This window comes from Flectobacillus longus (assembly GCF_030056705.1).
Taxonomy (GTDB): domain Bacteria; phylum Bacteroidota; class Bacteroidia; order Cytophagales; family Spirosomataceae; genus Flectobacillus; species Flectobacillus longus.
The window spans coordinates 138,242-157,514 of sequence record NZ_JASHIC010000009.1; the positions used below are offsets into that span (position 1 = coordinate 138,242).

General features: G+C 34.9%; 13 protein-coding genes. 4 read left to right on the forward strand and 9 right to left on the reverse strand.

The features are described from left to right. Nucleotides 1-40 precede the first annotated feature (40 nt). The gene (locus tag QM491_RS07755) at nt 41-2,566 is read right to left on the reverse strand and encodes an L-rhamnose mutarotase (protein WP_283326903.1); all 2,526 of its coding nucleotides are present in this window, start codon (nt 2,564-2,566) and stop codon (nt 41-43) included. 293 nt (nt 2,567-2,859) lie between these two features. Next, entirely contained in the window at nt 2,860-4,251 is a 1,392-nt protein-coding gene (locus QM491_RS07760) for a serine hydrolase domain-containing protein (RefSeq protein WP_283326905.1), read from the reverse strand. A gap of 373 nt (nt 4,252-4,624) precedes the next feature. On the opposite strand from QM491_RS07760, the gene rbsK reads away from it, so the two are divergent. The 4 genes from rbsK (at nt 4,625) to QM491_RS07780 (ending at nt 9,215) form a co-directional block, all read left to right on the forward strand. Next, the gene (gene rbsK / locus QM491_RS07765) at nt 4,625-5,521 is read left to right on the forward strand and encodes a ribokinase (RefSeq protein WP_283326906.1); all 897 of its coding nucleotides are present in this window, start codon (nt 4,625-4,627) and stop codon (nt 5,519-5,521) included. A 103-nt stretch (nt 5,522-5,624) separates the two neighbouring features. Then, complete coding sequence (locus QM491_RS07770) at nt 5,625-6,569, forward strand: nucleoside hydrolase (RefSeq protein ID WP_283326908.1); 945 nt, start codon at nt 5,625-5,627, stop codon at nt 6,567-6,569. A gap of 66 nt (nt 6,570-6,635) precedes the next feature. Beyond that, nucleotides 6,636-8,195 (forward strand): ADP-ribosylglycohydrolase family protein, encoded by a 1,560-nt coding sequence (locus QM491_RS07775; RefSeq protein WP_283326910.1) that lies wholly within the window; start codon nt 6,636-6,638, stop codon nt 8,193-8,195. Between the two features lie 21 nt (nt 8,196-8,216). After that, on the forward strand, nt 8,217-9,215 hold the full coding sequence (locus QM491_RS07780) for a GRP family sugar transporter (RefSeq protein WP_283326912.1): 999 nt from the start codon (nt 8,217-8,219) through the stop codon (nt 9,213-9,215). A gap of 85 nt (nt 9,216-9,300) precedes the next feature. On the opposite strand, the gene QM491_RS07785 is transcribed toward QM491_RS07780, so the two are convergent. From QM491_RS07785 to QM491_RS07815, 7 genes are read right to left on the reverse strand one after another with little or no spacing between them, the layout of a single operon-like run. Next, nucleotides 9,301-10,623: an OmpA family protein gene (locus QM491_RS07785; RefSeq protein WP_283326914.1), complete on the reverse strand. Its 1,323-nt coding sequence runs from the start codon at nt 10,621-10,623 to the stop codon at nt 9,301-9,303. A gap of 13 nt (nt 10,624-10,636) precedes the next feature. Further along, nucleotides 10,637-13,501, reverse strand: coding sequence for a tetratricopeptide repeat protein (locus QM491_RS07790; protein ID WP_283326916.1), 2,865 nt, complete (start codon nt 13,499-13,501; stop codon nt 10,637-10,639). A gap of 48 nt (nt 13,502-13,549) precedes the next feature. Beyond that, on the reverse strand, nt 13,550-14,647 hold the full coding sequence (locus QM491_RS07795) for a hypothetical protein (RefSeq protein ID WP_283326918.1): 1,098 nt from the start codon (nt 14,645-14,647) through the stop codon (nt 13,550-13,552). A gap of 45 nt (nt 14,648-14,692) precedes the next feature. Then, nucleotides 14,693-15,328 carry a hypothetical protein gene (locus tag QM491_RS07800; protein ID WP_283326920.1) on the reverse strand — a complete coding sequence of 212 codons (636 nt, stop codon included), beginning with the start codon at nt 15,326-15,328 and terminating at the stop codon, nt 14,693-14,695. A gap of 15 nt (nt 15,329-15,343) precedes the next feature. After that, entirely contained in the window at nt 15,344-16,855 is a 1,512-nt protein-coding gene (locus QM491_RS07805; RefSeq protein ID WP_283326922.1) for an Hsp70 family protein, read from the reverse strand. Beyond that, nucleotides 16,852-18,564: a hypothetical protein gene (locus QM491_RS07810; RefSeq protein WP_283326924.1), complete on the reverse strand. Its 1,713-nt coding sequence runs from the start codon at nt 18,562-18,564 to the stop codon at nt 16,852-16,854. Before QM491_RS07810 ends, QM491_RS07805 begins: the two co-directional genes overlap by 4 nt. After that, nucleotides 18,561-19,262 (reverse strand): FHA domain-containing protein, encoded by a 702-nt coding sequence (locus tag QM491_RS07815; protein WP_283326926.1) that lies wholly within the window; start codon nt 19,260-19,262, stop codon nt 18,561-18,563. Before QM491_RS07815 ends, QM491_RS07810 begins: the two co-directional genes overlap by 4 nt. Nucleotides 19,263-19,273: the final 11 nt, after the last annotated feature.

Here is a 19,273-nt window from a genome sequence, read left to right on the forward strand (position 1 = left end):
GACTTTCTATTTTTATAACTTTATTCGTTAACAGTATATCTTAAAATTCGAATGATTTGAAAAACTCCCAGGTATCACCCTTCGGAGCATCCTCCAAACCTTCTTGATAATCTTTCATGGCATTATTCCAGTCGTTTACTCGTGGATTGTTGAGTGTGGTGCGTGGATTCAGTTTTTCGAAATCCGCCTCTGCTGGGATGCTAATCACAAGCATGAGCTGTCGCCCATTTCTAAACAATAAGAGTTGTTGAAAATCTGCATTGCAAAAGCCTTTTGATACTTCTGGCCATTTTTCAAATTGAGTAGCGTGAGCGTCTAAATACGCTTTTTGTTTGTTGGAATCAGCAACCAAATTGGCAGTTAACAAAATATGTTTCCAAGCGCCTTCCTTTTTCTTTTCGCCACATTTTTCACGATTAAATTCATAGAATAAATCATGATAAGTTTTAATTTTTACATCAGGAAAAGCATTTTTAAGGCGATCTTGCAGTAAATACACATCCTGTACCTTATCGAAAATAACTGTGTGATTTTGCCACTGATAGACCGATGAAGTACTGATTTTGCTTTTACCTAAAATGACTTTTAGTTTTTCTTTGTCAAGCGTTTTTCCTTGGGCTGTCACCAACTCGACTATTACTGGTTTTTCAATATTGATGGCGTAACGAGCGTCATACGGATTGGCGAAACGTAAAAGAGATTGGTATTGTGGCGCTAAACCAGCTTTTTGATAAATACTATCTGCTACGCTAGGACCGTTGTTGTCCCACGTATTAGCAGGTCCATTCGCATTTTGTAGGTATTTGGTAGAAGTAGTCCAGTTATCACGAATAGTCATAAACGAGGATCCTTCGTCGGTATAGAGGTAAAACCAGTGACTAGGAATGTGCGCATACGGCGCACGATAAATGCTATCAATGACATTTTCAATGATTTGGGTATTGGGTTGTGCCGAGAGCGTATAGATACCTGCGACATCATACATATTTTTGCCGTAAAGACGAATTTTATTAGCCTTTACAAGATTGTTTTTCAAAACAGTTATATGACGTGTCCAGCCCCAACCAACGCTGATACCAGAATAATGTATATTTGAAATGTCATTGTGCGTAATTTGAATATCATATGCAAAGCCCACGCCTATGCCCACACTTCCCCAATCTTCGTTGGTAGCATCGGAAATAAGGTTATTTGAAATTTGGATATGGTGACTGACTTCACGAAGGTCTGTAGGGTTGTAAGGTAAATGTATTTCGGTTGCTTCATCAGAAAAATTACCAACCAAAATACCGTTTCCTCCAATGTCTTTGAAAACATTTCCAGTCACCGAACTTTGATGGACACCTTTGTACAAATCCAAGCCAGTAGAGGCTGTATGAGTAAATAGACAGTCTTTAATATGAATATTTTGACTATGGTTGATACTAACCGCTGCCGTCGGACGAATAATCCAAGCCTGATTTTCGAGCGTTTGCTTTTCTGGAGTACCTGCAATTTTCAGTTTGTAGGCGTCCGTCATAGGCATACCCGTTTGGTGTGCCACATGCCCATTCGTAGCAGGTCGCCAATAAGCGGTATGCTCAAAGTTAATGTTTTGAATATGAAAATGTTGTACAGGTTTTTCGGGGGTTCCTTCTATGCGAACTAAGTTTTCTAAATGAGAAGTAATTGCTTCTGTTTGAAGCATGTTCTCGTTTGAGAAAGGGAAATAGTAGACTTTCTGCGCAAAAGGATCACAATAATATTCACCTGCTTCGTCCAAAAACTGTAAAGCATTACACAGATAGAAAGCAGAATTCCCCGTCTCTTTTGAAATCCAAGGTGCTGGCCAAGGGTGTTCAGATTGAATACGACTTTCGGGTTGGAAGAAAGTAAGTTTGGCGCTATCTCCTTGCACTTCTATCTTTTTTACCCGCAATTGTGCAACTTCCCACCACTGATGAATAAAAAACTCAAGTCCTTTGGCTTGTTCCAAATGCGCTTCTTTGGGAGCAGGAATCCAACAAGTTTGTTCTTTTTTGTTCCAAGAAAGAATACGTTGCATCTCAATGCCAGCAGTATTTTTGGCACGAGTCGCCTTTTTTCCGTTGACCCACAGCTGACGAATTCCCAATGAAATACCTTCGGGCAAATCGGCAACCCAAATTTTGCCTTTAGCTTTTTGTGGTAAAAACGGAAGGTTTTCTTTTAATAATTTCCAGTTAACAATGGCTTTGCCACCGCTAATAGAAACTTGTGCATGAGGGGCTGCTTCTAGAATGGTAGGGTTATTTGATATACCTGAATCTTCGGGTCTAATATGGATAGGTTCTTCTAAAAAATATCTGCCAGAGCTAAGATAAATATGTACAGATTTTGAAGGGTCTGTTTGTTGTAATCTTCTCAGCTCACGTACCTTTCTTACTGCCATAGAAGGGCTAGCAAGTGGTTGTTCTTTGGTACCAGTGTTACTGTCCGAACCAGTGGGAGATACCCATACTTCGGATATTTGTCCAAAACAATTTGAACAAAGTACAATAAAAGTACAACAAAAGACCAAAAATATCTTACCAGTGCTATTTTTCATTGGCAATTAGTACGCTGAGGTAATTGAAAAAATGAGAATGATTTAATCACAAAGATAGCCTACAGTGTAGGGTCTTATTTGTATCATTTTCTCAATGTATTATACAATTTTGCCGTAGATATAGGTGCTTTTAATTACTTATTTGAAATGTTTGGTCAACTTTGTACAAAAGGTTTGTAATGTAGTTTTGGGAGTTTTTCTTATTGGGATTCTAGGTGTATTTATCCTAAAAATGAAGGGCAACTTATAAAATTGTAGAGACCCCATTGAATAGAGTCTCTACATGACAAAGATTACTTGGTTTCGATATCAAAGATTTTTTTACCGTTTTCTCCCAAATAGTGAAAAAGGATTTTCTCATAAACTTTGTATCCGTCATCTACATTGGTAAAAATGACTAGACCTTGTTGGGTTTTAGGCAAAATAAACATGATGGTTTGGCAACCTTTATCGGCTCCTCCATGTGAAATAGCATATTCTCCATTTTCTAATTCATAGATTTCTAAACCTAAGCCAAAATGTTTCCCCTTTTTGGTAACAACTTGATTTTTAATCATATCCTCAAAAACAGCCTTGCTTAAGCCCTCTCCTTTCATGATACTCACCATAAATTTGCTATAGTCTTCAATTGTTGTGAGTAGATTGTCGGCTGCACTGGCAGTGGTATATTTTTCTATAGGATATGCTTCTCCCTCTTTGTTGTAGCCGATAGCATATCTTGAAATATCTATTTTGTTGGTCCAAACCAACTGGGTTTGGGTCATTTGCAAAGGGGTAAAAATGAGTTCTTGTGCTAGTTGATCCAAACTTTTATGAAATTTGTGTTCCAAAGCTTTTTTCAGATATTCAAATCCTTCACCCGAATAGTGATATTTGGTACCTGGGGTAAAATCAAAATGAAGTTTATTATCAGGATTAATAAAACGCCAGTTTTTGAACCCACTTTGATGACTCAGTAGATGTCTTGTGGTCAAAATTTTGCTATTTGGGTCTTTTGCAACGTCAGGGTCTGTCCAGTATTTGTAAATGGGTTCGTCCAAATTCCATTTTCCTTGACTTACTAGTTTGAGCGTAACCATTGCAGTGACAGGTTTGGTCAAAGAAGCTACATTGAAAATAGTATTATATGGTGCAGAAATTCCTTTTTTTAGCTCTCCATACACCTTAATATCCTGAATTTTTCCACCGTTTATCACTCCTATTCCCAGCGTTGGCACTTTATTTTCTTTAAGCCAACTTTCGATAGCAGGAATGTCATCAAACATCGATACGGTTTTGAAAGGAATATCTTGTTGCTGATGGTCAAAACTAAGTCCACGAGCTAATTTCCATGCGCCATTTTCGAGTAACCATACATGAGTAAACTTAGCGGTACTGGCAAATCGTTCTGCTTTGCCAGCGATTTTTTCATAAAACTTATGCACGCCATGTTGAATAGCGCCATACAGAACCTTGTTTTTGTACAATGGGTAAACCTCTGTACTTTCTTCCACCAAAGCTCGACGAGATTGATAGGTATCTGGAGTTTTACATAATCCTTTTTTGATATTTTGTAAAAACTGTGGTTTATACGAAATGCTATCGACGTCATGGAAAAACTCAAACTTTTCACTCAACAAACGCTCAAATTGTGAAATATCACAAGTATTAAAGCCTACATTAAACAATAGACTGTCTTGTTTCATAATGCTTTTAAATAGCTCAGAATTTTTAGGCACTTGAGCGATTGAAACATTACTTACAAGAATGAATAGGTAAAAAAGGTATTTTTTCATTTCTAAAGAGGGATTAATAAATGATTGAGGCAGGCAAGTTGTTGGATTTTTGACCAGCAATAACAAATAAAATGATGACTGGTGAGATGAGTGGATAACAGCTATTTGGCGAATGTTCAAAAATTGTACAAAGCATTCCTATCTTATACTTCATTTTGCAATACAATGCTATATCCTGATTTTAGTGTGTTTTTTCTCTTCAACAAACGTTCTTTTCACATTACTTTGAATTTTGATATTATTTTTAGATATTTTTGAATGTTTCAAATTTGACGATAACCTAATGAAGAAAATTATAGTAATCGGTAGCTCAAATACCGATATGGTCATTAAAGCAGAAAAGCTTTCAGCACCTGGCGAAACTGTTATTGGAGGAGAATTTTTGATGAATGCTGGTGGCAAGGGAGCCAACCAAGCCGTTGCAGTAGCCCGATTAGGTTGTCACACAGTATTTATCTGTAAAATTGGGAATGATATTTTTGGTCAGCAGGCTCTTCAACAATTTAAGACGGAAGGTATCATTACAGATTTTGTGCTGGTTGATACAGAAAACCCATCAGGTATTGCGCTAATAAATGTAGATGCCAAAGGCGAAAACTGCATTACTGTTGCTCCAGGTGCCAATGCCCATTTATCAATTAATGATATTGAAAGAGCTTCAAGTATTTTTGAAAAAAATGATATTCTACTAATTCAATTAGAAACGCCTATCGAAACCGTTGAGTACGCTATTCAAAAGGCCTATGAGTATGGACTAAAAGTGATATTGAATCCAGCTCCTGCGGCTCGACTTTCACCATCTATTTTTCCTTGTATTCATACCATTACTCCCAACGAAACCGAAGCAGAAATTCTTACGGGGGTGAAAGTCACTGATTTTGAAAGTGCCCAAAAAGCTGGTCAGATATTTACAACATTGGGTGTTCAAAACACTATTATTACTTTAGGTTCAAAAGGAGCATATTTAAAATCGTCAGATTTTGAAGGAATTATTGAATCTCCTCAAGTCACTGCTGTTGATACAACAGCCGCAGGCGATTGCTTTAGTGGAGCTTTATCTGTAGCAATTTTCGAAAATAAATCCCTTCCCGAAGCTGTAAAATTTGCTTGTAGAGCTGCCTCTATTGCTGTAACTCGTATGGGTGCGCAGGCTTCTATGCCATTGAGAGATGAATTGTAAGGTGCTGTAATAGAGTATTTTACTGATAATTAATCTAGTGTTTCACTTTTGCTTTATTATTCAACTAATAGCTTGATGTATTTTATTAATAAATCTATTTTCTATGAAACTAAAACTTACGATTGTGTTGACCTTCATGACGTTGATGTTGTTTGGACAAACGCGCCAAAAAGTCATTTTTGATTGTGATTTGGGCGATGACATTGACGATGCCTTTGCTTTAGCTATGCTTCTAACCAATCAAGATAAATTGGATATTTTGGGTATTACCACTTGCTATGGGCGTACTAATGACCGTGCAAAAGTTGCCCTCAAAATGTTGTATGAAACTGGACAAGATAAAATTCCTGTAGCTCTGGGACGTAATACTTCCAACACAGATGCTCGTGCTAATTGGTATGCTGAACAATTTTATTGGGCGAAGGATTTTAATAAATCAAAACCAATCCAACAATCAGCAACGGATTTTATCATTGAAAATCTTAGAAAATACCCCAATGAAGTTATCATCATTTCGGTTGGTCCAGTGACTAATATGGCAGATGTAATAGACAAAGATCCCCAAGCACTGAAATTAGCAAAGAAGGTCTATGCGATGTTTGGGTCATTTTATATTGGCTATAATACTCACCCAAGTATCGATGCCGAATGGAATGTTAAAGTGGATATTCCAGCTTCCAAGAAGTTTGTCAATTCGGGTGCTAATATTGTTTATGCGGGCTTAGATGTAACTGCGATGGTAAAACTCGATAAAGTCAAACGAGATATATTATTGATGCGACAGTCAGTTTTGACCAATGCCTTGTCGGGTTTGTATGTGCTATGGGGTAACGAAACGCCTACACTTTTTGACCCAGTTGCTATTGGTATGATTCTGTACCCTGAACTTTTCAAGACTAAAAAAAATAATATTTCGGTAGATGATAAAGGTTTTACAAGAGTCAATGAAAATCAAGTTCCCAATGCCGAAGTGGGTGTTTCGATTGATTCCAATGAATTTGTTAATCGAATTATGAAAAGCTATCTTTTTCAAAATTTAGAACGTTAGGTCATACATAAATTTAGTACTCAATTTACCCTTCATAAATCCTCTTATAGTCGACTATTTAATACTATGAAAAAAACATTTCTATTGATTTTGTTTTTGACCAATACCCTATTGGCACAACAAAAAAACCTCATCATGAGCAAAACACAGCTCAAAGATAAAATAAAAGGCGGCTGGGCAGGTCAAACTATCGGGGTAACCTTTGGAGGACCCGTTGAGTTTAAATACAACGGCACCATCATTAATGAATATCAGCCTATACAGTGGTATGACGGGTATTTAAAGAATGTCATGTTAAACAATCCAGGTCTGTACGATGATTTATATATGGACTTGACTTTTGTGGATGTTTTTGAAAAAGAAGGACTTGATGCTCCAGTTGAGTCACATGCCAAGGCTTATGCCAATGCGGGCTATGCGCTTTGGCATGCTAATCAGGCAGGAAGATATAATATTTTGCATGGCATAATGCCTCCTGCTTCTGGATATTGGGTAAATAATCCTCATGCCGACTGTATTGATTACCAGATAGAATGTGATTTTGCGGGACTTATGTCGCCAGCAATGCCGAATACTGCCTCAAAAATATCAGATAAAATAGGACACATCATGAACTATGGTGATGGCTATTTTGGTGGCGTATATTTGGGTGCTTGTTATACTTTAGCTTTTACTTCTAAAGACATTAAATATATTGTTTCGGAAGCCCTCAAGACTATACCCAAAGAAAGTAATTATTATAAATGTATCGCAGATGTAATCAAATGGCATCAAATGTATCCAAGTGATTGGAAGAAAACATGGTATTTGCTCCAAGACAAATGGACACAGGATATTGGCTGTCCTGATGGGGTGTTTGTACCATTCAATATCGATGCAACTATCAACTCGGCGTATGTGGTTTTAGGGTTGCTTTATGGCAATGGGGATTTTACCAAAACTATGGAAATTACGACCCGATGTGGTCAGGATGCAGATTGTAATCCTTCATCAGCGGGAGGAATATTAGGAACTGTATTGGGCTATGACAAAATTCCAGCTTATTGGAAAATGGGTTTAAAAGAAGCAGAAGATATTGATTTTAAATATACGACAATTTCTTTGGCAGATGTGTATGAAATAGGCACTAAACATGCTCTGCTAAATATCGAGCGTAACGGAGGAAAAGTTTTGGAAGATAAAGTAATTATTGCAGTACAGACTCCTGTTCCTGTCAAAATGGAGAAAAGTTTTGATGGGACTTATCCGATTGATAAACAGTTTGTTTACAAAAATTTGAAAGATGAATATACCTTTGAGTTTGAGGGAACAGGATTCGTTGTAAAAGGAGAAACCGCCAAATGGATGTCGGAAAGTACTTTTAATTTTCAGGTAGAATTATACTTAGATGGTAATAAAATAGAAACTGTGGCATTGCCAACAAGTTTTAAAGAACGCCGTCACGAATTGTTTTGGAAATATTTGCTACCAAAAGGAAAGCATACTGTCAAACTAAAAATGCTTAATCCATCGGAAGAGCATGAATGCCGTATCAACGAAGTTTTGATTTATAGTGATAGTCCAAACAATGATTCCAATCAGACTATCTATCGATTTGGACAGAGAAAACCAACCGCAAAAAAGTAATAACCACAACCTAATCAAATTATGTTTATCATCGAAAACTATACCACTGCGGTGGTTTTTTGTATCGTAACTATGTTATGTTGGGGCTCATGGGCCAATACCCAAAAGTTAGCTTCGTCCAATTGGCGTTTTGAGCTTTTTTATTGGGATTATGTCATCGGAATACTCATTACGTCGTTGTTATTTGCTTTTACCTTGGGAAGTATAGGCGAAGGGGGAAGAAGTTTTTTAGTAGATATAAACCAAGCAGATTCCATCAATATTTACTCAGCGGTTATTGGGGGGATTGTCTTCAACTTAGCAAATATTTTATTGGGGGCTGCCATTTCCATTGCAGGTATGTCAGTTGCCTTTCCTGTAGGAATTGGTTTGGCTTTGGTGGTGGGTGTGATTGTTAATTATATAGATGCTCCTATTGGCAATTCAACTTTTATTTTTGCTGGAGTAGCTCTTATTGTAATTGCTATTTTGCTCAATGCCAATGCTTATCGCAAAATGCTTGCAGGGAACACAGCTTCTGTGTCGAGCAAAGGGCTTGCTCTTTCGGTAATCAGTGGTTTGTTGATGGGACTATTTTATAAATATGTTGCCAACTCTATGTTTCCCGACTTTACGAATCCTATAGATGGCAAATTGAGCCCTTATACAGCCGTTGTTTTTTTTGCTGTAGGTATATTTTTAAGCAATTTTATTTTCAATACATTTTTAATGAAAAAACCTTTTGTAGGAGCACCTGTAAATTATTCCGATTACTTCAAAGGAACAAGTCAAAGCCATCTTATGGGTATAGTTGGCGGGAGTATTTGGTGCATCGGAATGTCATTCAATATTATTGCATCCGGTACAGCTGGCCCTGCTATTTCGTATGGTTTAGGACAAGGTGCAACCATTGTAGCAGCGATTTGGGGTATCTATATCTGGAAAGAGTTTAAGGATGCACCTCAAAGTACAAACACAATACTTAATATCATGCTGTTGTGCTATATGCTTGGTTTAGGACTGTTAATCTTAGCAAAATAAAAAGGTACTAAAGTTTAAACTACAATACTGAAAACCTATCAGGTGCTGTATTTTATTTAGCACCTGATAGGTTTTATCGTTCAAGTTATTTTTTTTGAGAATTATAAATAAAAATTTCTACTCTTCTATTTTGGCTTCTAGATAGCTCATCGTTATTATTAGTAATGGGGTTTTTGCTACCCATAGCTGTACATTTAATCCGTTTGTCTGTAATGCCTTCAGCATAAAAAGCATTTTTAATAAACATTGCTCTTATCTCAGATAGATACATATTGGTATGATAATCGCCTACATTATCTGTATAAGCGTATATATCAATAAATAGGTGATTTTGAGATTTGGCTTGTGCAATAATTTGTTTTAAAAGAATTTGTGATTCAGGCTTTAAGCGAAAATCACCGAGCTCAAAATATAAAATAGTTTTTTTATTTTCGTCAACTATTGAATTAATGACTTGAGGTGAAATTTCAGCATCAAATGTATGGATACTCTCTGTTGCCTGAAAAACATGATTAACGGTGTCATTGATACTTCTAACAATTTGTAGTTTATACCATTCATTTTTTTCAAGCGTTTCGTAATAAAGATTGTCGTTCACACTTAATTTATGGATTGCAGAAGTATTATTAGAGGTATTTTTTGAAATAAATACGCCTGTTTGTGTGTCACGATTTTTGACTAATACATTTAAAAATGCTAATTCTTTTGCCAAATAAATGGTATCCTTAAAACTGCGATTATTTAGGTGATCAATAATGAGGTTGCCCAGAAAGGTTTGAAAGCTTGGGGCTGAAATCTCTACTGCATAAATATCATTATTCGTAAATTTAAGATTAAAACTAGGTTTGGTTATATGTGTTTGATAGTTTTCTATTTTGGTAGAATGGGTAGATACAAACTTAAATATGGCTCCAATAGGCTCATTAGTGAGGCCATTGACAGCCACAAACTCAATTTCAGCATATCTGCCTAATTCCTTTTCTAGATTCTTTTGGGTTTTGCCTGACTTTGTAGTTGATTGTGAAAAAACTTTATTGGTTTGGTGTTCGGTTAGCTTAAGCAGGGGAATTTTACAAAAAAACTCAGGCTCTGTCAATATATTTAATGCCAAGTCTATGATGATTGAATTATAACCTTGAGCCTCTATTTTTAACTTTATAGGCTTATTTTTGAGTAACAATTCAAATTTTCCATCAGCATCAGTTGATATGGCACTGCTCCAAACCAGAGAAGAGTTGACGGCAAAACTCCAATAGATATTAGATTTAATTCCTCGATTGTTAGATATATCAATAGATACCCCCCTAATATGAATATTTTGGGGGGTATTTTGTGCCCAACTGGTGTTGCTCAACAAATAAAATAAGCAGATAAAAATTAAACGAAACTTTGAACTAATTAAACTCATTTATTGTGCAAGACTACTTTGAAACTTTTTTGAGAAGAGCTTTGTATTCTTTTGAACTCCTAAAATTGCTATCAATAATATTAATTAAACGGTCTTTTTTAATAAAAGAATTATCTATAGCATTAGCTACAAGAAGCTTTTCGAGTACTTTCAAAGCTTCATCTATTTTCTGAGTTTGGATATAATAGCATGCTAAAAGATAATTAACTTCAGAATTGTTAGGGTTATTCTTCAGAACCTGTTCAATAATACTTAAGGCTTTACTGCTTTGTCCGTCAAATAGATAGCTAGTTGCCAAATCACGAAAAAGGCTTTCTCCTTCTTGATCTGATTTATTCTCCAAGGCTTTTACAAAAGCTTCGGATGCTTGAGTGTGTTGGTCTAATTTGAATAGACTATAAGCTTTCATTTTATAGCCATCGTAGTAATTCTTCTTGAGAGTATCCAAATTAATTGATTCTTGAAATGCGCTTGCCGCTGGGGCATAGTTACCCATGTAAAAAAGGGCAATACCACGAGCCATCTCTTTTTTATAGTTATTAGGACCAAGTGTGATTGTCTGGTTTAAATCACTTAGGGCTGACTCTTGTTTATTGAGTTCATTATAAGTTAAACCTCTATAATAATATGCTTCTGACAAGTTAGGGTTTAACTTAATAGCTAAACTGAGCTCGTTATTAGCTTCTGCAATATACTTTTCTTCAATCATCGAAATACCTGCGTACATGTGAGAATTAGCAAAGAACTCTTTAGAGAAGCTTTTTTCAATAGTAGGTTTGGCAATTTTAATTTTTTGGAAAAGTGTAATTGCAGATTTAAAATTCTTCAACTGCATCAATGTTCTTGCTTCATAAAAAATGGCATCATAGTAATTTGAGACTATTTCATTGGCTTTATGAAAATCTTCAAGACTTTCGTTATAACGTCCAAGTCTATATTTGGCTAATCCTCTTTTGTAAAAAGCATCGTCGTAATTTTCGTTATGCTTGATTGCTGTTGTATAATTTTCAATTGCTTCGATAAATTTGTTATTTTCCTGATAGCATTCACCGATTTTAAACCAAGACCTATAGTTAGAGGGTAATATCAGAATACTATTAGTGAAATTTGTTAATGCCAAAGCAATATCTTTACCATCGAGGGCTTTATTACCACTTGCGAAGAACTCTTCGGAACGTTGGCGAATAATATCAACAAAGCTTTCTGCAACTTGCATGTTTTGTGCTTGCGAAAAGTCCTGTCCTGCCTCTTTATATTTTTTTAGATTATAATAAGCATCACCTCTGTAGTAATAAGCAAGTACCATTTTAGCATCCAAAGCAATTACTTCTGAATAATCAGCAATCGCTTTTTGCCAAGTGCCGTTTTGAGTATTCAGGGAAGCTCTTTCATAGTAATACTTTGGATTCTTTTTATCTAATATCACGGCTTTATCATAATCTTCAAAGGCGCCCTGTATATTATTGGTTCGTATTTTTAGCGATGCCCTAATAGCATAAACAGAAGCACTGTCTTGCTCTATATTCAAGAAGCTAGTGTAATCTGCAATGGCCTTTGGAATATTGCTTTGAGATACATAAAACTCGGCTCTGGTTATAAATGCAGCTGTATTTTGAAAGTCAAGATTAATGGCCTCATTCAAATCTTCTAAGATATACTTAGGAGAGTCTCCTAGCTGGATAGAACACTTGGCACGTCCCAGAAAATAATCTGGATTAGAGCGGTCTTTCTTTAGATATGAGTCGTATTTCTTTTTTAACTCTTTAAAATTACCAGCCAGAAACATCTCGTCTGCTTCTGTTTTTATACTTAATTCTTTATTCAGATTTCTGACAGCATCTTGATACAAATAAGCAGAGTCGGGCATGATTCGAAATGCTGCTTGATATTGCTGAATAGATTTTTCGTATATTCTTCTGCGTTCGAGAGATTTGGCTTCGTTAATTAGTCTTGTATAGTTTTGTTCTTTTTGTTTTTGTAATTGTCGTTCAGCTTCTTGTTTTTTTAGCTCTTGTTCTTTTTGGATTTCTCTTTTTGTTAGAGAAACTTGTTTCTTGATATAAAAAGTTTTGCCATATTCATCTTTTTCTTTCTTGAGAGCTTCGGAGTAAGCCTGAAGTGCAATCTCATATTCTTTTGTTTTGAAAGCATCGTCGGCATCAGCTAGCAACTGGGTAAATTCATTGAGTTCTTTTTTCTGAGATTCTTCTGCTTGGTTAGTTTCGGGTTCAATGTTTGTGTTGCTAACAGAAGGGTCATTATTTTCCTTGAGTACGATATCATTTTTACCATTTTCGTCGGCAGCATCTCCAAAAGCAACTCTTGTTACATTGGCTACCCATTTTTTACCGCTACGTTCGACACGTAGTTCGGCAACGCGAAGGGTTTTCTTGTAGGCTAACTTTATTGTCTTGTGAGAGTTTTTGAACTGGCTTTCAAAATATACTTTTATATACATTAACCCTGCTGCTTGTTTGACATTCGAAACACTCAATACATTGATATCAATCGAGCTTTCTATGGTTTTGGTATAGAGAATATCTAACGTGTTCAGATATTTTTCAACAGACATATCATGAATATTGTTACCATTAAAATAGTTAGGGTTAATGTCGTCTTCTAAGATTGTTTGGTTGTTATAGAAGACTTGAATAGTACTACTTGAATAGCTATCCTTAATAGTTGCAAGTTTTTCTGCATCACCAATTGACTCATCTGTGATAAAGTTTAATAAATCTTTCAAACCATTTTGTACTTTTCGCTTAGCGGCAAGTTTGATTTCTTCGCTTTCTTTTTGGGTTATGGTTTGGGCATTTATAGCTGTTGAATAAATCAAGGTAACTACAAGTAATAATGAAATACGGTATATTTTTCTCATGTGTCTTTAACTTCTTAAAATGGAAGAATCTGTCTTAAATTGAATCAGTTATTTGTCTTCTACAATTCCGATATTACCGAGAAATACTTCCCATTGGTGATTTTCGACGGCATCAATTGTTTTTTTGTAGGTTGTAATCATTACCTTAACATCTTTTTTTACAATGTCGCTATAGGAAACTTTTCCATTTTTGGTATATCCCGAAAAACGTTGCTGTCCAGTAATTATACCATAATAATTGCCATCGGATTCTTGTTTTAAGTTGCCAATATATTGTATATCAGACCATTCTATCCTTACACTATTATACTTTGAAAGCTTTAGTTTTTTTAAGTATTCTTCTATTTTACGAGTAGCAACGGTAGTTGTTCCATCAGCTTTACGAAATGAAACCTGAATAGTCGCATTTGGTGTAAATAGTTTTACGGCTTGTTCTATTACCTTATCTTTTTCTTCGGAGGATAATTCTTTGTTGGCAATAAGATTAAGAAAATTACTAAAGCCATCTACTTTTAAGGTAGCTTTTTTACTATAAGATTGCATTTCGCTTTCAGATAGTTTTATTACCTGCTGTGGAGTGCTTGGTATAATGTTACTGTTTCCATCATCAGATTTTTCTTGAATCTTTTTTTTTAGGAGTGATAACGTAACATCGCTTGGAGTTGTCAAAAGCTTATGATTTCCGTTTACATATAATATCATTAGTAAATTCTTCTTATTTTCTGTCTGACTGTCGCCAGATTTAATGGTTTTGAAGTTTACTATTTCATCTGATTCATAGCTTATGTTGCATCTGATAACTTCGATGGGTTGTTTATAAACCAGCAAATCATATTTACTTGATATTCTTTTGCCATTGAGATATTCGTTTATAGCTAGTTCTCTATCTTCTGATTCAAGCTCCTCTGGTAAAATAATACGCCCTCGATTATTGATGATTAAAGCGATTTCATTAATATTTTTGCTCAATACTTTTGTGGAACCTTCAATGGTATATTCTATATTTTTTTGATTAAACTCTGTAATCTCTACATTTAGTACTTCATTATCCTTGGTGTACAAGTAGTCTTGCGCAACAAGGTGTATTGGCCTGATTGCCAATAATATCAGGATTAGTAAAAAAGAAATATTTTTATAATTTTTCATGCGTTATCTTAATTTAATTAATGGCCTCCAAGCTTAAACTATCAATCATAGTTTTGCTTTACAATAATTGATTTTCTTTTGTATTGTACTATTGTTGTTTAACGATTGTGCTATCAAGTACCAGCTTAATGCTGTTTGGAATTCGTCAACCCCAGCAAGTTTATCACCGTTTTGTATAGCCATAGCGATAATTTCTTTACACTTTGAATTGAGGATTATCTCGCTTCCGAGTGCTAGGCTTACTTTTTTGAAGGCACTAATGGCCAATTCTTTTTTGTCTTGTTGTAGCGCTTGTTCCCCTTGCTTCAAATAGTACTCATATCCTTTTGCATTATTGCCAACTTTTTTGTCTATGTCATCGGGCTGATAATTGCCGTTATTGAGTAGGCCTTCATAAAGTAAAGACGTGTCTATTTTAGAATAAATGTAGGCGTGTCCATGTGGGTTTCCATTTCTTATTAGGCCAGAATATAGATATTTTTCACTCACAGGATAATACTCATAGTATCCATCAATATGTTTTACAGAACTAGAGATTTTGTGGGTAGGAGATTTCTTTGGTTTGGCTACTTTTGTTATTTTGTTTTTAGCATTTTCGTTTTTTATGACGGGCAATACTTGTCCAACAGAAGACAAACTCAGTAGGATTGAAATTTGGAAAAATAGTAAAAGATGTGTCATATTATTTTCTGAAAATTAGTCGACTAGATTGTTAATGAACAATGAATCCAAAAGAGATTTTTGTTGTGTAAAATCATATTTTGCTTCTGAAACATTATTGATAAAATCAAATTTGATAGGTGTTCCTGTATGAAGATTGTACACCTTTATTCCGACGGTTCCATCTATTTTGTTTTCAAGGACAATTTCAATACTTACTTCTCTTCCCAATGTTGCGTGTTCAATAGAAACAACCCCCAAGTACTGAGTGTATTCTTTAGAGTCGAGATACTGACATAGTTCGAATTCTGTTCGTCTTGATTTAGGGTCTAATTGACATATTTTTTTACCAGTTACTGGCAAAGGAGTATTTTTATGTATAACCAGTTCTGGTTCTTTTGAATCTTTGGTTTTTATAGCAATATTATAAGAACTTACATTTTTGAGATTAAAGCTCGACTTTATAGATTCTTGTCCATTGGCAAAGCTATTGGCATAAATCGCAGCACCTTTTGATACACTAGTCAAAGGCTGATGATAGATGATTTTTTGAAAGGAAGGTTTGATTTGCTTTTGCCAATATTCGTACAATAACTTACTATTACTAGCACCGCCAATAAGGATAAGTTGATTAATATCAGATATACCAAGTCCTAGTTTTTTGAGCGTGTCGCGAACACAACTTTCAGTTTTTTTGATTATTTCGAGCGCAAACATATTGTACTCCTTTATGTCGAAATACACTCTGAAAAATCTGTTATCGAAATAAAACCATTTTTCTAAACCTTGATTGGTTTGATTAATCAGAATTTTACATTCTTCAGCTAATGTTTTAAGAAGATTGTTGTTGTAAAATGAATCTTTGATAGCTACCCCAAATGTGTTAAAATACACTTGCTTGATTTTGTTGACAATTATTTGGTCAAACTCCTCTCCACCAATATCATTGATACCGCCTTTGGCTACCACGTGTATTTGTTCATCATTTTTGGTCAATACAGACAAATCGAAGGTGCCTCCCCCTAGGTCATAAATGAGAATTAATTCCTGATTGACAGCTTTATTTTCGCCTATGTAATATAATGCTGCTGCAATGGGTTCATCGAGCAAAGATGTTAATTGAATGTTGGCTAGCTTTGCAGCTTCTATGACTGAGCGACGTTGTAAATCATTGTAATGAGATGGTACTGTGACTACAATTTTATCTATATCTTCATTGATAAAAAGTTTAGCATCATAGATTACCTTTTTGAGCATAATAGCAGCTAGGGTTTCACTAAATATTGGTAACTGCTGTTGTGTGTGCCCCAAAGGAACATAAGAGCCAAAGTGTCTTTTAAAAAAGGTATATAAATATTTATCAGGATAAGCCTGATAAATATTTTTTGCTAAACTCCCTACAATCACTTTATCGTTGTCTATAATAATAGCACTTGGAGTAGTTTCTGCATTTTTGTCAAGGTTGTCAGGTATAATAATTGGCGTTTTATCTTTAGTGAGAGTTGCTACCAACGTATTACTTGAGCCTAAATCTATTCCCAAATTCATATCAATATTCTATCTTTTTGTTCTGTAATACTTTTTTGTAGCCCTTCGCAGGTTCTTTCAGCTAATTGTAAGTTTTTTAGTTTATTATCAATCATCGACTGGCTATTACTGAGCTGTTGCTTTTTGTAATTGGTCTGTTCTTGAGCATTTTTGGTAGCATTCTTTAAGATTGTATCTACTTCAAAAGTGATATTTTGAGTAAGTTCACGGATATAATTAGAGATATTATTGACCCAGTCTTTGTAACTATCATTGTAAATTCTCTTGGCTTCGGATTGAACGTGCTCTTTCAGTTTTTGGGTTTCTCGTTCTCGTTCTTCAATTCTTTTGCGAGGAATTCTTACTTTGAGGTCAACAACACCATACCAGATTAATATACCCGAAAGGATTGAGGTTACTAAAAGGATTGCTAGCTTTGTTTTTTTGGCAAAAAACGCAAGGTATTCGTACACGTTGTTGACTTCGGCTAAGGTTTTGGGTACTTGTTCGCCATCAGAAAAGAAATCAACTCCTTGAATAAGTAAATTAAGAGGCATCAAAAGCCCAACAATCACCATAATGATACCTGTATAATCCCTCAATGCGATTAAATATTCATTACGTCCTTCTTTGGTTATTTCACCTCTAAAGTTTTTTTGCATATAATTGTTGCCCTGAACCAATAATGTTGAATTAAGGTCGGGGAGTACAAACTTATCTATCGTCATTTTGGGAAGCTTAAATCTACCCAAAAGCTGATTTAGCTCATCAAATGTTGATTGTGTAATGGTATTGAGAAGACTTAAATCTTTAGAGAATTCTTTCAAAAGTTCACCTTCATTGAAGGCAAAAAATCTTTGTGAAACCTCATTATTTAGTCCTAATTCAATTTTTTCGTATTTGTCTGCTACATCTATTTGATTTAGGTCGGTGTATTTTAGGGTGTTACAGAAGAAAGAGATACGTTCACTAAAATATCCGTAATTAGGCTTGCTATATTCTTCGTACTTTGTTTTGATTCCCTTCTCTACTTCTTGAAGATTTTTTAAGGTGGTATATCTAACAATATTATTTATATCACTGAAACTGCTCGAATCTGTTTTTCTTAAAAAATGAGAATCTTGCACTAAGAGACTCTTTTGGCTTAGTAGTATTTTATTTTCAGTTTTTACAATCTGGCTAATGTAGTCTACTACAGGTTTGAGTGTACTAAGTTTGGAGAGTTGTAAAAGTTTATCTACATCAATATTTTTTACAAAATTGTTAATGCCATCTTCTGATTGTAGTAAAATACTTTGAGTTTGGACACGTTTTTTGGTACAAAACTCATTGATAGAAGTTGTTGTGTGGTTGTTGGAATCGCTAGAGACTAGATATATTTTTTTGTAGTTGCTATATCTACTTTCTAAAATCTGAATGATATTTTCTTCTGGTAAATCTTCGCAGAAAACAAAAGCAATCGTAGCAACAAGCGATGGATATGAAATAGGAAAAACCTCGAAGGTATTGTAAGATAATACCATATTAAGAGCTTCTAATTGACTCAATAAATATTGCTTAAGGGGATTTGTATTTTCTGTAGCAATAATATCAATTGGAAGAAAACGTTGATTTTCTATATTTTCAAAATCTCGTTTGATTAGCTCAAAAAAGCCATACTGATTTGTGTATCCAATATCTTTTTGGATAGAGTTTATTTTTTCAAAAATGGGGTCTAAATTATTTATCATAAAATGTTGATTACCACTGTTCGCATATAATCCGAATGACTTACTTCGTTGACTACATCGGCTATGTTTCTTTGTGTATTGATTTTGAAAACGAATTTTGTATTACCAAACTGGATTGTATCGCCTTCCTTTAGTAAGTATTTACCTTTTAAGCGTTTTTCACTACCATTAACGAACACGCCATTTTTTGAGGATTTTACACCCATTTCTCCGATATCATATAGAATATAATTATCTTGTATGATTTCGATTATAGCATGTTGCCTGCTTACAAACATATCTTTTTCAATACCAACATTGAGAGTACAACCTTCTATTAACCTACCGATTGTATTGATTCCTTCTGTAAGTGCAAAAGAAATGGTTGAACTGTTTTCGGTATGGCGTATCAGCCAAGCTGGTTCGTATTTTAAAGTTGGTGCTGTTGAGATAGTAAAATCAGGAGAAGAGTTTTCTTGAGAGTTGATATCTAACTGTATTGCGGGTTTTTCAAGTTTTTGTCGAGAATTGTCAATAAATACTTGGAATTCTTTCAGTTTGTCGATATTTTTCTCATAAACCTTCTTTAAAAGATTAGTAGGAGCATTACTAACCAAGCTTTTGAAATAGCTTTCTTTTTCTAGAATAGCTTTCAAAAGTTCATCGTCTGTTGTATTTGGAGCGAGGCTCAAAAAATCAATGATTTCATTTCGAGTCATCGTATGTTTTG